This window comes from Streptomyces sp. NPDC001668, assembly GCF_042893155.1.
GTDB lineage: Bacteria > Actinomycetota > Actinomycetes > Streptomycetales > Streptomycetaceae > Streptomyces.
Map to the genome: position 1 here is coordinate 36,591 of NZ_JBIAUQ010000022.1, position 14,970 is coordinate 51,560.

Annotated in this window: 13 protein-coding genes; 3 read left to right on the plus strand and 10 right to left on the minus strand. The window is 71.4% G+C overall.

Features of this window, described 5'->3' with window-relative positions; genetic code table 11:
* The first annotated feature begins 54 nt into the window (after positions 1-54).
* Both ACFYZ8_RS41555 and ACFYZ8_RS41560 read left to right on the plus strand, forming a co-directional pair.
* Positions 55-867: a phosphatase PAP2 family protein gene (locus ACFYZ8_RS41555; RefSeq protein ID WP_359029829.1), complete on the plus strand. Its 813-nt coding sequence runs from the start codon at positions 55-57 to the stop codon at positions 865-867.
* A complete protein-coding gene (locus ACFYZ8_RS41560; RefSeq protein ID WP_359029828.1) occupies positions 864-1,811 on the plus strand; it encodes a hypothetical protein in 948 nt (315 codons plus the stop codon). Before ACFYZ8_RS41555 ends, ACFYZ8_RS41560 begins: the two co-directional genes overlap by 4 nt.
* A gap of 6 nt (positions 1,812-1,817) precedes the next feature.
* On the opposite strand, the gene ACFYZ8_RS41565 is transcribed toward ACFYZ8_RS41560, so the two are convergent.
* Positions 1,818-2,681 (minus strand): phospholipid scramblase-related protein, encoded by an 864-nt coding sequence (locus tag ACFYZ8_RS41565; protein ID WP_388532278.1) that lies wholly within the window; start codon positions 2,679-2,681, stop codon positions 1,818-1,820.
* Between the two features lie 62 nt (positions 2,682-2,743).
* A complete protein-coding gene (locus ACFYZ8_RS41570; protein WP_388532276.1) occupies positions 2,744-4,798 on the minus strand; it encodes a phosphocholine-specific phospholipase C in 2,055 nt (684 codons plus the stop codon).
* A gap of 157 nt (positions 4,799-4,955) precedes the next feature.
* Here ACFYZ8_RS41570 and ACFYZ8_RS41575 point away from each other — a divergent pair, with 157 nt between their 5' ends.
* Positions 4,956-6,254 carry an MFS transporter gene (locus ACFYZ8_RS41575; protein WP_388533714.1) on the plus strand — a complete coding sequence of 433 codons (1,299 nt, stop codon included), beginning with the start codon at positions 4,956-4,958 and terminating at the stop codon, positions 6,252-6,254.
* Here ACFYZ8_RS41575 and ACFYZ8_RS41580 read toward each other — a convergent pair.
* Genes ACFYZ8_RS41580 through ACFYZ8_RS41615 form a run of 8 tightly spaced genes read right to left on the minus strand, consistent with a single transcriptional unit; the run spans position 6,201 to position 14,890 of the window.
* Entirely contained in the window at positions 6,201-7,172 is a 972-nt protein-coding gene (locus ACFYZ8_RS41580) for a sugar phosphate isomerase/epimerase family protein (RefSeq protein ID WP_388532274.1), read from the minus strand. The two genes, ACFYZ8_RS41575 and ACFYZ8_RS41580, sit on opposite strands and share 54 nt — an antisense overlap.
* The gene (locus ACFYZ8_RS41585) at positions 7,169-7,780 is read right to left on the minus strand and encodes a nucleoside deaminase (RefSeq protein WP_359029824.1); all 612 of its coding nucleotides are present in this window, start codon (positions 7,778-7,780) and stop codon (positions 7,169-7,171) included. Before ACFYZ8_RS41585 ends, ACFYZ8_RS41580 begins: the two co-directional genes overlap by 4 nt.
* 22 nt (positions 7,781-7,802) lie before the next feature.
* Positions 7,803-9,311, minus strand: a complete 1,509-nt coding sequence (locus ACFYZ8_RS41590; RefSeq protein ID WP_388532272.1) for a GMC oxidoreductase — start codon at positions 9,309-9,311, stop codon at positions 7,803-7,805.
* A gap of 30 nt (positions 9,312-9,341) precedes the next feature.
* On the minus strand, positions 9,342-10,487 hold the full coding sequence (locus tag ACFYZ8_RS41595; protein WP_388532270.1) for an ROK family protein: 1,146 nt from the start codon (positions 10,485-10,487) through the stop codon (positions 9,342-9,344).
* Entirely contained in the window at positions 10,481-11,791 is a 1,311-nt protein-coding gene (locus tag ACFYZ8_RS41600) for a carboxylesterase family protein (RefSeq protein WP_388532268.1), read from the minus strand. The genes ACFYZ8_RS41595 and ACFYZ8_RS41600 overlap by 7 nt, the downstream gene beginning before the upstream one ends.
* Positions 11,788-12,609 (minus strand): carbohydrate ABC transporter permease, encoded by an 822-nt coding sequence (locus ACFYZ8_RS41605; protein WP_388533711.1) that lies wholly within the window; start codon positions 12,607-12,609, stop codon positions 11,788-11,790. The genes ACFYZ8_RS41600 and ACFYZ8_RS41605 overlap by 4 nt, the downstream gene beginning before the upstream one ends.
* A gap of 29 nt (positions 12,610-12,638) precedes the next feature.
* Positions 12,639-13,580, minus strand: coding sequence for a carbohydrate ABC transporter permease (locus ACFYZ8_RS41610; protein WP_388532266.1), 942 nt, complete (start codon positions 13,578-13,580; stop codon positions 12,639-12,641).
* Positions 13,580-14,890 carry an extracellular solute-binding protein gene (locus ACFYZ8_RS41615; protein WP_388532264.1) on the minus strand — a complete coding sequence of 437 codons (1,311 nt, stop codon included), beginning with the start codon at positions 14,888-14,890 and terminating at the stop codon, positions 13,580-13,582. The genes ACFYZ8_RS41610 and ACFYZ8_RS41615 overlap by 1 nt, the downstream gene beginning before the upstream one ends.
* Between the last annotated feature and the right edge of the window lie 80 nt (positions 14,891-14,970).

Consider the following 14,970-nt stretch of genomic DNA (forward strand, 5'->3'; position numbering starts at 1 on the left):
ATCACCTTGTTCGGATTCAGTACCAGCACCACCGCCAGCGAAAGGGCCGGGGGAATGAATGCCCGCACCGAGCCTTCAGAAGCGGAGCCGAGCGCCACAGCGCGGCCGCCGCTCGTCCGTGAGCTCCTGCTCGTCGTAGGACTCTTCCTCGTCTACAAGTTCGGCCGGCAACTGGTCACGGGTCACACCCTCGAGGCCTACCGCAACGCCGACCGCGTGTGGGACTGGGAACGCGCCCTGCACCTGCCGGGAGAGGGCTCGGTGCAGTCGCTGCTGCTGCACGGCGACACCCTCGCGCACATCGCCAACACCTACTACGCGACCGTCCACTTCCCGGCCACGGTCGCCTTCCTGGTCTGGCTGTACCTCAAGCGGCCCGCCCACTACGTCTGGGCCCGCCGCGTCCTCGCCGGCCTCACCGGCGCCGCCCTGGTGCTGCACCTCGTCTTCCCGCTGGCCCCGCCGCGGATGCTGGCCGCGGCCGGCCTGGTCGACACCGCCAAGGTCTACGGCCCCTCCGTGTACGGCCCGCCGCAGACGGACACCCTCTCCAACCAGTTCGCCGCGATGCCCTCCCTGCACTTCGGCTGGGCCCTGATGGTGGCGATCGGCCTGATCGCGGCCACCCGCTCGCACTGGCGCTGGCTCTGGCTGCTGCACCCGCTGGTGACCCTGCTGGTCATCGTCGGCACCGCGAACCACTACTGGATGGACGCGGTCGTGGCGACGGCCCTGCTCGGCATCGCCCTCGCCGTCATCCACCTGCCGCACCGTACGGCCACCACGGCGGGCCGGGCGCAGGAGAAGCTCGCGCCGGCCGAAGCCACCGAGCCCCAGAAGAACGTCCTGGTCGGAGCGGGCCGATGAACGCCACCCTGCTCGCCCTCGCGCTCTCCCTGCTCTCCTCCGTCGCGTACGCGGCCGCCGCCGTCGCCCAGGAGCGCCTCGCCTCCCGCGACCCCGGCTCCGGTGTGCTGCGGATGCTGAGTTCGGGCGCCTGGTGGGGATCCGTCGGCCTCAACGCGGCCGCCGCGCTGCTGCATGTCGTGGCCCTCAAGTACGGCCCCCTGACCGTGGTCCAGCCGCTGGGCGCGCTCACGCTCGTCGCCGCGGTGCCGCTGGGCGCGCGGATCGCGGGGCGCCGGGTCGGCGCGACGGAGTGGCGGGGCACCGTGTACACGCTGGCCGGCCTGGCCGCGATCCTGGTGGTGGCGTCGGGCTCCGAGCCCGGCAAGGTGCTGAGCACGTCCGAGGCGGTGGCGGTCGCGGCCGTGACGGCGGCCCTGATCGGCCTGCTGGCCCGGCCCGGTGCCCGGCCGGGGATACGGCACGCGTCGGCGTCCGGGGTCGCCTCGGGAGTGGCCTCCGCGCTCACCCAGACCGTGACCGTGGCCGCGACCGACCGTTCCGAGTCACTGCTCAGCGTCCAGGTGATCGGTGTGGCCCTGCTCGTCGCGGCCTTCGCCGCGGGCGGGCTCCTGCTCTCCCAGACCGCCTACCGTGACGGCCTGGGCGCCCCCTTGGCGGTGGTGACCCTGGCCAACCCGCTGGCCGCGGCGATCATCGGCCTCTCCCTGCTGGGCGAGGGACTGCGGGGCGGCGCGGCGGGCGTACTGCTCGCACTGGCCGGGGCGGGCCTGGCGGCATGGGGTGTGGTGCTGCTGACCCGGACGCCCCCGGTGCCGGTGGACGACGACCATCCGGTGGCGGCGGTCCTGGCGCTGGAGCCGTCGACCGCGTCCGTGGAACCGGGGATGCGGGACATGACAGTGCCCCGGCAGCCGGAGCCGGGGCACCTCACACCGCTGTAGGCCGGCTCAGCCGAACCCGCGGGCGTCCTGCTTCAGCGCGGTGTCGACCGTCAGCGCGGTGGCGACGACCAGGCTCAGCAGCGGCTCGGGCAGCTGGTAGTGGATCTGCAGCACGTAGTTGTCCGCGGTGGTGAACATCGTCTTGGCGAGTCCCTCCCACGTCTTGGTGATCCGGGCGACCTCGTTCTCGGTGTGGTCGACGATCGCGAAGTTCCAGGCCCGCCAGTTCTCCGCCTTGATCGCGCCGACCTGCCGGCCGTTGACCATCAGCGCGAAGTTGATCTTCCCGATCATGTTCTGCTGGACGATCTCACCGACCGGCGAACCGTCCGGACGCTCCACGATCACCCGCGACTTGAAGATCTTCCCCGGCCGGGTCAGCAGCATGACCGGCTGCCCGTAGGAGTCGCGGATCTCCAGCTTGATCTTCATGAACTGATCGATGCTGTAGAAGAACCGCACGATCTTCCGGAAGGCGCTCTGCCCGACCTGGGTGACGGAGCCGACCTGGTTGCCGTTCTGATCCATGACCTTGTACTCGTTGGTCAGCTCGATCAGCTTGGCCTTCTGGTTGACCACGAGCACCGGCTCGGAGAACAGCGTGCCGCCGCCGGGGCCGCCCCCGGTGACCCCGGCCTGCTGCTGCACCTGACGCTGCACGCGCGGGTCGGGGCCGGCCGACTGCTGGGGGATCTGCGGCACCTGCTGGACCGGCGGGGCCTGCACGGCCGAGGCCTGGGCCTGCCCCGCCCCCTGCTGGTCCTGGTGCGTGTGCTGGGTCCACTGCGCCCCGTCCCAGTAGCGGAGCGTCTGGGCCGCTCCGTGCGGATCCGGGTACCAGCCTGCAGGTGTGTTCGAATGCGTGGTCACCGGGGCACACTACCCCGGGACCACTGCGATCCGGCCAGGTGTACGACCTCTCCCCTGCGGCTTTACCTGGTGATTACGGCCGGGTCGCTCACTCCGGGGCGCCCGTTCTCGACATGTCCGGCGAATCGCCTGAGGAACGCCGGTTCGGCGTCGGACGTGACCGTCAGGTCGTACCAGCGACGGCTCTTGGCGAGACCGAAGGTGTGCCGGACGGTGGTACCGGCCCGCACGGTGAAGGTCCTCGCGGGGTCGCCGTAGCCGCTCACCACCTTCAGACGGGCCGTGGAAGACCCCCTGTTGGTGAAGGTCAGCTCGATGTCGTCGCCGCAGTGACGGGCGGTGACCTCGGGACCGGCGCTCTTGTTCGGCCCCTTGAAGACGCGCAGGAACCCTGCAGGGCCGTGCACGGTCAGGTCGTACGACCCCTTGGAGTACGCCGAGTTCCAGGTGTCCGAGACACTCTTGCCGGCCTCGGTGGTGTAACTCCAGGGCCCGTCGGTGCGGTTGCCGGAGGTCACCAGGAAGGCTCCGCCGGCCTGGGCGCCGGAGGCGAAGGTGAGCGTGAACGTGCCCTTCTTCGCGTCCACCGAACCGTCCACGTGCGGGGCGTACTTGAGCGGGCGGGCGGGGCGCGAGCCGCGCTCCTGCCTCGGCAGGGCGCCCACGGCGGGCGGGACGGGGACGTAGTCGGGGTGGCGCTCGCGGTCCGGCGGCTCGTAGCCGTCGGTGTCCGGGAGGGCGACCGGCTTGGTGTCCTTGCGGGAGAAGTCGAAGGCCGAGGTCAGGTCGCCGCAGACCGCGCGCCGCCAGGGCGAGATGTTGGGCTCGTGGACGCCGAAACGGGTTTCCAGGAAGCGGATGATGGAGGTGTGGTCGAGCGTCTCGGAGCAGACGTAACCGCCCTTGCTCCAGGGCGAGACGACGAGCATGGGCACGCGCTGGCCGAGTCCGTAGGGGCCGGCCGGGTGGCTGCTGTCGCCCTTGTACACGTCGAGGGCGGGGTCGACGGTGGACTTGCCCTGGGCCGCCGAGCCGGGCGGGAAGGCGGGGACCACGTGGTCGAAGAAGCCGTCGTTCTCGTCGTAGGTGATGAACAGGGCGGTCTTCGCCCACACCTTCGGGTCGGAGGTGAGCGCGTCCAGGACCTGGGCGATGTACCAGGCGCCGTAGTTGGCGGGCCAGTTGGGGTGCTCGGTGAACGCCTCGGGGGCGACGATCCAGGAGACCTGGGGCAGCTTTCCGGCCTTGACGTCGGCCTTGAGCTGGTCGAAGTAGCCCTCGCCCTTGGTGTAGTCGGTGCCGGTGCGGGCCTTGTCGTACAGCGGGTCGCCGGGCTTGGCGTTCCGGTACTGGTTGAAGTAGAGCAGCGAGTTGTCGCCGTAGTTGCCTCGGTAGGCGTCCTGGATCCAGCCCCAGGAGCCGTTCGCGTCGAGGCCGTCGCCGACGTCCTGGTAGATCTTCCAGGAGACGCCGGCCTTCTCCAGCCGCTCGGGGTAGGTGGTCCAGCCGTAGCCGACCTCGTCGTTGCCGAGGACCGGGCCGCCGCCCTGGCCGTCGTTGCCCGTGCAGCCCGTCCACATGTAGTAGCGGTTCGGGTCGGTCGAGCCGATGAACGAGCAGTGGTAGGCGTCGCAGATGGTGAAGGAGTCCGCGAGGGCGTAGTGGAAGGGGATGTCCTCGCGGGTCAGGTACGCCATGGTCGTGGACCCCTTGTTCGGGACCCATTTGTCGTACTTGCCCCCGTTGAAGGCGGCGTGTCCGTCGTTCCAGCCGTGCGGGAGGTCCTGGATGAACTGCATGCCCAGGTCGTTCGCCTCGGGCCGGAAGGGCAGGATGTCCTTGCCGTTCCTGTCCGTCTGGTGCCAGACGGACTTGCCGTTCTCCAGGGTCACCGGGCGCGGGTCACCGAAGCCGCGGACTCCCCTGAGCGAGCCGAAGTAGTGGTCGAAGGACCGGTTCTCCTGCATCAGGACGACGACGTGCTCGACGTCCTCGATCGTCCCCGTGCGGTGGTGGGCCGGCAGGGCGGCGGCGCGCTGGATGCTGTTCGACAGGGCGGTGAAGGCGGTGGTGGCGCTCGCGAGTTGCAGGAATCTGCGCCGGTTGACGTCGGACATGAGTGAGGGGACCTCTCAATCCTGCGCATCGATGGCCCGAAGATGACGGAAGGTGCGCGCAGCGAGTGTTCCAAGAGCAACAAACGTCAGGGAAGGGTCCGGTGGCGCTGGTGTGAAAGTCATGGGTACGGGAGGTGTGCCGGACGCCGATCGGGGGATGGTCGCGATCATGACAGAGACGACACCCGCGGACGCGCCGCCCACGAAACGGCCCGTGCGCCAGCTTCTCGCCGCCTCCGTCGGCAATGCCGTCGAGTGGTACGACTGGTACGCCTACACGTTCTTGGCGACCTACATCGCCGACGCGGTCTTCCCCAAGGGCGCGGACAACTCGCTGGTGCCGCTCCTTTCGACGTTCGCGGTGTTCGCCGTGGGGTTCTTCATGCGGCCGGTCGGCGGGCTGCTGATGGGGGCGATCGCGGACCGGCACGGGCGGCGGGCCGCGCTGACGGTCACCATCCTGCTGATGGGCGGCAGCAGTCTGCTGGTCGGGCTGACGCCGACGTACGCGGCGGTCGGCGTCCTGTCCCCGGTCGTGCTGGTGCTGGCCCGGCTGCTCCAAGGGCTGTCCGTGGGCGGGGAGTTCGCCGCTTCGACGACCTTCCTGGTCGAGTCGGCCGGGCCCGGCCGACGTGGGCTGTTCTCCAGCTTCCAGTACGTGTCGACGACGGCCGGGCAGCTCGTCGCGTCCGGGGTCGCCACGCTGCTGGTGGACACGCTGAGCGAGGGGCGGATGGAGGGCTGGGGGTGGCGGGTCCCCTTCGTGCTCGGGGCCGTGCTGTCCCTGGTCGGTTTCTGGATCCGGCAGGGGGCGCAGGAGACCCGCAGCGAGGAGCAGCGGCGGGCGCCGCGTCCCGGGCTCCTTGAGGGGCTGCGGCGCCATCCGCGCGAGTCCCTGCTGATCTGCGGGATCACGATGGGCGGCACCATCGCCTACTACACGTGGACGTCGTACCTGCCCACGTACGCCGAACTCAACGCGGGGGTCGACAAGTCGGACGCGTTGCTCGCCGGGACGGTCTCGCTCGCCTTCTTCGGAGTGCTCCAGCCGCTGGGCGGACTGCTGTCGGACCGGTTCGGGCGGAGGCCGCTGCTGCTGTTCTTCGGGCTGGGTTTCGCGCTGCTGAGCGTGCCGCTGCTGCATGCGCTGCGCGACTCGTTCGTGGTGCTGCTGCTCGTGCAGTGTGCCGGGATGGTGCTGCTGACCGGGTTCACATCGATCAGCGCTGCGGTGAACGCGGAGGTGTTCCCGGCGCGGGTGCGGGCGGCCGGGATCGGGTTCCCCTACTCGTTGACGGTCGCGTTGTTCGGGGGAACGGCACCCTATGTGGGCACGCTCTTCAAGGAGTTGGGGCACTCGGGACTGTTTCCCTGGTACGTGGCCGTGCTCTGTCTCGGCTCGTCACTGGTCTATCTGCGGCTCCCGGAGACCGCTCACGCACAGCTGCGCCGCTAGCGCCCGCTTCGCCACCGCCGTCCCCGACCTCAGCGCGGCCACCGGATCGGCGGCCTCGTCCAGTTCGACCAGGACCGTGTCCGCGCCGGGCGTACGGGACATCGCGTCCGCCCAGCCCGGCCAGTCGACGATGCCGGCGCCCAACTCCGTCATGTACGGCCGCTGTTGTGCGTACACCGTGTCGTCGATCGTGAGGTGGACGTCGATCGGGGCGACCGCGTCCTTCCAGTGGGCCAGCGCGATGCGCGGGGCGTGGCGGCGGGCCACGGCGACCGGGTCGCCGCCGCCCAGGGCGATGTGGCAGGCGTCGGGGCACAGCCACACATAGCGCGGGTCGGTGAGGGCCATGAACAGGTCGATGTCCCGCTCGTACCAGAGGGTGCTGTGGGACTCGGTGTGGAAGGCCAGCCGCACCCCGTGCCGGGAGACCGCCTCACCCACCGCGTGCGCGATGTCGGCCATGCGTGTCATGTAGGCGGCGTCGACGAAGAAGGGCGGCCGGGTGCCGTACGTCGTCCTCATGGGCAGCCCGGTGACGAGGACTTCGGCGCCCATCTCGGCGAGGAAGGCGGCACGGCGCTCGGCGTCGGCCACGATCGCGGGGAGGTGGTCGGCCTGCCGCCAGTCGGGGGCGTCGCTGTCGGCGACGAAGGCGCTGACCACGGCGAGGCCCCGCGCGGACAGGGCGCGGCGGAAGCCCTCGGCGCTGCCGAAAGCGCGCAGGGCCGAGTTCATGTCCCCGGGCGCGAACGTCAGCTCGATACCGGTGACCTCCGTCTCGGCGAGGGTGTCCATCACCCGCTGCCAGAAGCGGTCCGGGTGCTCCGCGGCCCAGGCGCGGACCGCGTCGGCCGAGTCCAGGCCCCAGAATCCGGGGTGGTAGAAGGTGATGACGTCCGTCGCGAGACGAGGGCTCATTCCGCTCCCCCGCGCGCGTTGTAGACGACGACTCCGTCGGACTCGTCGACCGCCTTGCGGTAACCCCGGAACACGGCCAGCGCCTCGTCCCGCAGGACGTCTCCCACGACCTCGATGCCACGCGCCTCGAACTGCTCGGCCCAGTCGGAGCGGACCGGGCCCTCGTCGAACGTGGTGATCTCCTCCAGTTCCGGGCCTTCCCCGGCGACCACCAGGCCGCGTACCCCGGACCACATCGTGGCGCCGTAACACTGCACGCAGGGACGCCAGTTGACGACCAGCTCATGAGCGGGCAGGCCCTCGCCGCCGAGGTCCCAGCTGCCGGTCGCCGTCTGGGCGAGGCCGAGTGCGACGACCTCGGCGTGCGCGCTGGAGACCCCGGTGGACAGGACGACGTTGACGCCGACGGAGACGATCCGGCCGGACTCGCGCTCGGCGACGAGGGCCGCGAAGGGGCCGCCGTTGCCCTCGCGCCAGTTGCGGTCGGCGAGCCGGTGCACGAGACGCATCCGGTCCTCGCGGGAGGGGACGGTGCCGGGCACATCGGCGAGTTCGTCGTCGATCCAGGCGGGCAGGGCCACGCGGTATTCCTTGGCGATGTCGATCACTGTGCTGTTCCTCTCGGGTGGTTCAGGTACGTGCGGTGACGGCACGGGCGGCCCGTACCGCGGTGACGGCGCCGGTCAGGGTGACGTTGGCGGCCATCGCCGTGGGAACGACCCCATTGCCCGCCAGATACAGGTTGTCGAAGCCCCACACCCTTCCGTCCGGGTCGACCACGCTGGTGCCGTCGTCGGTGACGCCTGCCCGGACCGTGCCGGTGAGATGCAGTGACGATCCCGGCGGCAGCACCGCGGACTCGGTCGCGGGGTCGAACGGTCCGAACTCCCCGGCCACGGAACGGACTTCGTCCAGCGCCCGCCGGATCAGCGTGCGGTCGGCCTCGGAGTAGCCGAACTCGACGCGGATCCTGGGCATGCCGGCCAGGTCCGTCTCGCGCGCCGAGAACACCAGCCGGTTCTCGGGGCGCGACTCGACGGGGACGTACAGCGACAGGCCCACGGAGTGGGCGAGGGGCCGTCCGGCCTCGTCGACGTAGGTGCGGTTCATGATCTGGCCGTGGAAGGGCTGGGCGGGGCCGTTGCACGGCAGCCACAGCGAGTCCGTGCTGAACTCGCCGGGCCGCGGCAGGGGCAGGGCGCCGAGGTCGAGGCCGAACCGGTCGAGGTCGAGCAGGACGCGGGCGGTGACGAAGGCGTGCTCGTTGAGGTGACGGCCCAGGGCCTGGGGCCGGATGCCGGAGGCGAACAGGAGTTGCGGGGTGCGCAGGGCGTCGGCGCACACCACCACGGCGTCGGCCTGGAGTTCGGACTCCGTGCCGTCGGTGACACGGCGCAGGCGGGCACCGGTGACCCGGCCGGCGTCCTGGACGAGGGCGGTGACGAGGGTGCCGGTGAGCAGGGTGAAGGCCGGGTCGCCGCCCGCCGCGAGCGCGGGCAGGATCGTCGCGGGTGCCGTGCGGGGCATCGGGCCCGAGGGTGTGGGGGTGACGGCCATGGGCATGGGCTGCGGGCCCCGGTCGGCCGGGCCGGCGGCGCCGTAGCGTCGGCGCAGGACGTCGAGGACGAGTTCGCCGACCTTGGTCGGGCCGATCGCGGCGGGTGTGACGGCGAGGAGCCTGCGCGCGGTGTCGAGGTCGGCCGCCCAGGTGTCGGGGTCGCCGAAGTCGAAGATCTCCTCCGCGGCCGGTGACGGGGTCGCGGCGGTCCAGTGCACGCCCATGCCGCCCGCGTTCCAGGCGAGCGCGGCCCGCGGCATCGCCTCGGCGTCCTCGCCGAAGGCGAGCGCGTGGAACATGCCGGGCGTGAGGTCGGCGAGACCGGCCGCGACCTCGCGGACCACCTCCGCGCCCGTGTACATGCCCTGGATGCCGGTGGCGACCTTCTCGTTGTAGCGGGACCACAGGTCGGGGTCGTCGAGGTCGTGCAGGTGCCTTCCCGGTGTGCCGCCGATCGGGGTACCGCCGTCGGCCATGGTGATGTGCAGCGCCGGATCGCTCTCGCGCAGCAGGCGGGCCACGAGGGCTCCCATGATGCCGCTGCCCACGATGAGGACGCGGGTGCGGGGGGTGTGGGTCAACTGGGGCTCCGAGTAAGAGTGTCGTGGGGGTCAGTCGACCGGGACGAGCGGGCCGAACAGCTCGGTGTCCATGCGGTCCAGGGCGAGCTTCACGGCGCCGACGAGCGGGGCGTCCTGGCCGAGCGCGGTGGCGCGCAGTTCGACCGCGGGGGCGCGGGCGGCCTTCAGCGCGGCCCGCACGCGGGGCAGCAGGACGTCGGCCGCGTCCTCCAGGCCGCCGCCGAGGACGATCAGCGAGGGGGCGACCGTCCAGGACAGGGTGGTGAGGATCGACGCGATGTTCTCCACGAACTCGTCGACCTCGGCGAGCGCGGACGCGTCACCGGCCCGTGCCGCCTCGAACCGGGCGAGGGCGAGGGCGCGTTGGGCGGGCAGCGGTGAGGTGAGTGCGGCGACGGGCCGGTCCTCGACCGACCCGGCCGGCAGCGACGGTGCCTCGACGATCTCGCCCGCGGCGCCGTCGAGTCCGCGGTGCACGGCCCCCCGGATGAGGATCCCCAGGCCGGTCCGGTTCCCGAGCATCGCCCAGACGACGTTGTCGTGGTCGGTGGCCACTCCCCGCCAGCGTTCCGCCAGCGCACCGAGGTTGGTGTCGTTGTCGGCGAACCAGGGCACCGGGAGGCGGCGGCCGAGTTCCTCGGGCAGATGCACGCCCTCCCAGCGGGTGGTGTGCACCAGGCGCCGTACGACGCCCTCGTCGTCGATGGCACCGCCGCCCGCGACGGCCCCGGCACGCAGCCGGTCCAGCGAGCCGCCGGCGTCGTCGAGAGCCTCGAGGACGAGTTCCGCGGCGTCGTCGAGGGTGGTGCGCGGGTCCTTGTAGGCGCGCAGCGGCCGGTGCGCGCGGCCGAGGATGTGGCCGCGCACGTCGGCGACGACGGCGGAGACATCGACGGTGGTGATGCGCACGGCCGCCAACAGGGCGTGCTCGGCACGCAGTTCGTAACGGCGGGCCGGGCGTCCGGCGCAGCCGCTGATCGGCACCCGGTCGAGCTCGGCGACCCAGCCCGCCTCGACGAGCGAGTCCAGGATCAGCTCGACCGTGCGGCGGGACAGTCCGGTCTGCCCGGCGAGTTCGGTGAGTTTGCGCGGTCCGGCCGACACCGCCAACGCCCGCAGGATCACCGCGGTGTTGACCCGTCGTACGGCGCTCTGGTTCATCCCGGCGGTCAGCACGTGTCCGCTCCCGTCACGGGGTCGTAGCAGCCCCGCGTGTCGGCCGCGAGCGGTCGGCCGTAGGTACGGGCCGGGTCGCCGGTCCTGCCGGCCGCTCGCCCCCAGGACGGCGTCTCGCCGCGGACGAAGGCGACGAGGTCGGCGTGCATCCGGGCGGCCAGTTCGGCGGGCGGGTTCGGGCCGAGCGCCTGGGGGACGCCCGGTGCGTCGAGCAGGTCGAAGAAGAAAGGGAGGTCGACACAGTGGACCGCGCCGCCGAGGGTCGGTGAGGGCCATTCGAAGGAGTACAGCCAGGTCCCGGCGGGGGCCTCACGGCGGGCGGCCGCGGTACGGGGGCAGGCGGAGCGGAACAGGGTGTCCGTGATCCGGGTGCCGGCGGCGCGCGCCTCCTGATCGCTGTCGCCGTCGAACTCGTCCCCCGTGGCGCCGAGCAGCAGCGGCACGTCCTGTCCGTGCACGGCCAGCCCCTCGGTGAGCCGCTGCGGCAGGATGTCGTCGCCGACGACCGGGCCGAGCACGAGTACGTCGTCGGCGCCGCGCAGGTCGAGGACGCCACGCTGGAGCGACTCCAGTGCACAGGTGGCGAATCCGGCCCGCGTGGGCGGCACGCCCAGTCGCGCACCGAGCCGTGCGAGGACGTCACGCACCCGGGTCGCGTCCACCTCGAAGAGGCCCCCGGACAGACTCACCGCCCGCTGGAACCGGCCGCGCCCGGCGGGCGACGACAGCAGCGCGAGCACCGCCGCTCCCCCGGCCGACTGCCCCGCGACGGTGACCCGGTCCGGATCCCCTCCGAACGCGGCGATGTTCCGCCGCACCCAGTCCAGCGCGAGCAGCAGGTCCCGCAGCCCGAGGTTGGTGGGGACGTCGTCCAGTACGGCGAACCCGTCTACGCCGAGCCGGTGGCCGACGGTGACGGTGACCACCCCGTCACGGGCGAAGGCACGGCCGTCGTACCAGGGGCTTGCGGGGCTCCCGGCGAGGAAGCCGCCGCCGTGGATCCACACGAACACCGGGCAGCCGTCCGCGTCGGGGGCGGTGACGGAGACGTTCAGCACGTCGTCGCCCGGTACCGACGGCTCGGGGATCGTGGTCGTGGCGTACAGCGGCACGCGTTGCGCGGTGGCACCGGGGCGGGTGGCGTCGTACGGCTCGGTGAAGCGTCCCCGCGGGACCGGTGCGGCGAACCTCCGTGGCCCGGTGGGCGCTTCGGCGTAGGGAATGCCCAAGAAGCGCCGTACGCCCTCACGTTGGTGCCCGACGACCGTGCCCGCCGGTGCCTGGACGGTGACCGTCGTGCTCATCGCAGCCCCGTCCCCGCGATGCCCTGCACGAAGTACCGCTGCAGGAAGAGAAAGAGCACGAGGACCGGCAGCATCACGACGATCGCTCCGGCGAGCAGCAGGCCGTAGTCGGTGACGTGGGCCGCGGCCTGGCTGGTGGCGGCGAGGCCGACCGGGAGGGTGTAGGTGGACATGCTCTGGGCGACGACCAGCGGCCAGATGAAGTTGTTCCAGGAGTTGAGGAACGACATGATCGTAATGGTGGCGACGGCGGGACCGGCCAGCGGCAGGAAGACCCTGAAGAAGATCCGGAACTCGCCCGCGCCGTCGATGCGGGCCGCTTCGAGGAGTTCGTCGGGGACCGACAGGGCGTACTGGCGCATGATGAACACGGACAGCGGAAGGGCCGCACCGGGCAGGGCGATTCCGGCGAGGGTGTCCGCGAGGCCCAGGTCCACGGTGATCACGAACTGGGTGACGAACACCGCGGTGAACGGCACCATCATCGCCGCCATGACCGCACCGAACGCGAGCCGCCGGCCGGCGAAGTCGAGCTTGGCCAGCGCGTAACCCGCGGCCGACGCGGCCAGGATGTTCCCGGCCACCACGATCAGCGCGACCACGACGCTGTTGACCAGGAACCGGCCGAAGCCCTGGGTCTCGAACAGCCGGGTGAAGTTGCCGAAGGTGAGGTGGTGCGGGAGCAGGGCGCCGGGGTCGGAGCGGATCTCGTCGAGGCTGCGCAGGGAGCCGCTCACGCCCCACACGAAGGGCAGCGCCGTGAGCAGGGCGCACAGTACGAGGGCCGCGTAGAGCGCGGGGCGGGCGATACGGATCATGTGCGCGGCCTCCGGGCGGTGGGCATGGCTCATGTGCGCGACCTCAGCAGCCGGAACTGGACGACGCTCACCACGGTCACCAGCGCGAGCGTCACGAAGGACGCCGCCGAGGACATCCCGAACTCGCCCGCCCCGAACTGGCGGTAGGTGTACAGCGCGACCGACTCGGTGGAGCCGAGCGGCCCGCCGCCCGTGAGGAGGTAGGGCTCGTCGAAGACCTGGAGGTAGAAGACGGTCAGCAGGACGGAGACCATCAGCGTGGTGGGCAGCAGCAACGGCAGCGTGATGTGCTGGAGTTGACGCCGACGGCCGGCGCCGTCGAGGGCGGCGGCCTCGTAGACGTCCCGGGGCACGGCCTGGAGGCCCGCGAGGAACAGCACCATCGCGATGCCGAAGTTGCGCCACACACCGAGCAGGATGACGACGGGCATCGCCAGGTTCGGGTCGTCCAGCCAGTTCGGTCCGGCGAGACCGACCCAGCCGAGCAGCTTGTTGACGGTGCCATCGATGTGGAAGGCGTACTGCCAGATCAGCGCGACGGCCACGACGTTGGTGACCACGGGCGCGAAGAAGACGGTGCGCAGGACACCGCGCAGCCGTCGGATGCCGGAGTTCAGCGCGAGGGCGAGGGTGAAGCCGACGCCCATCGTCAGGGGTACGCCCACGGCCACGAAGAGGGCGGTGTTGAGGATGTCCCGTACGAAGGTGTCGTCCTGGAACAGCCGGAGGTAGTTCTCGACACCGGTGAAGTCGACGGCGAACGGGGTGCGCAGGTCGGCGCCGCGGATGTCGGTGAGGCTCAGGGCGAGTGCGGAGACGGTGGGGATCGCCGTGTAGACCAGGAAGACGAGGGCGAAGGGGGCGAGGAAGAGCCAGGCGACGGCCGTACGCCGGGCCCGGGACCTCCTCGGCGAGGCTGCCTTCGGGGCCGCCGCGGTCTCCCGCGGCGCCCTGACGAGAGTCGTCGCCATCACTTCGTACCGGTGCCGACGCTCTCGGCGTACGCCTGGATGTTCGCGGCCGCCTTCGCCGCGGTCTCCTTGCCCTTGGCGACGGCCTCCATCTCCTTGCCCAGCCGGGTCGCCACCTGCTGCCAGGTGCTGACCTGCGGGAACGCCCGGGTGTTCTTGAGCTGGGTGAAGAAGGCGTCCAGGAGTGGCTGGCCCTTGATGGCCGGGTCGTCCCAGGCGGAGATGACGGCCGGCAGCGAGCTGTACGCCTTGTACTGCGCGACCTGGGTGCCCGGCTTCGCCAGATACCGGACGAGCTTCCAGGCGGCGTCCGTGTTGCCGCTGCCGGCCAGGACGCCCCAGGTGCCGCCCGCGGAGAAGGAGACGCTGCTCGACGCTCCGGCGGGCAGCGGGGCGGTGGCCACGTGGGAGGCCGTCCAGCCGGTCTTCTTCGCGGCGGCGTCGAGCTGGCCGATCACCCAGGGGCCGGTGATCATGCTGGCCGTCTTGCCGGAGACGAAGTACGGCTGTGCGTCGAGGAAGGTCGGCCCGGCGGTGTCGGCGGTCCCGGCGGTGAAGAAGGCCGCGTTGTACTTGAGGGCGTCGACCATCTGCGGCGTGTTCAGGTTCCACTTGCCGTCGTCGCCGACGAGGGAGCCCCCGGCCTGCCAGGCGTACATGGCGACGTCCTGGCCGTTGAAGATGTCCCACCCGATGTCGGCGCCGAGTCCACGGGCCGCGCCGGCGCCCTGGAGCGCCTTGAGGAAGGGCTCCATGCCGGCCCAGTCGGCCGGCGCCTGGACGCCCGCCTTCTTGGCCAGATCTGATCGGTAGACGAGCGCGTACGTGTACGCGTACCAGGGGACCGTGTAGGCCACGTCGTCCACGACTCCGGCGTCCCACAGGCTCTTGAAGAAGCCGTTCGGATCCACCAGGCCGTCCGGCACCGGGTGCAGGGTCGACGGGTCGAGGAACTGCGCCTGCGACTCGGGGAAGAACTGGGCGACGTCCGGCCCCTTGCCCGCCGCGATGGCCGCCTGGAGCTTGGTGTAGTACTCGGCGTTGGGGATCAGCGTGGTCTTGACGACCAGGTCCGGATTGGCGGCCTTGAAGGGCTTGACGACCGTGCCGAGCACGTCGGCGTCGCCCTGGGCGGCCCAGACGTCGACGGTGCCGGTGGCCGGGGACGTGCCGATCTTCTCGGCGCTCTTCTTGGCGCCGGAAGCGGCGGCCGCGTCGGTGTCGCGCCCGCAGCCGGCCAGGGGAAGCGCGGCGCCGAGCGCCATTCCGGCGGTCAGCCGCAGGGCGGTGCGGCGGGAGAAATGGGGCACGGGGACTCCTGTGACACGGGATGCCTCACGAGTACGGAGGGCAGTGGCGTGGTGTGTCCCGACGCTATGAACCGCGTGTT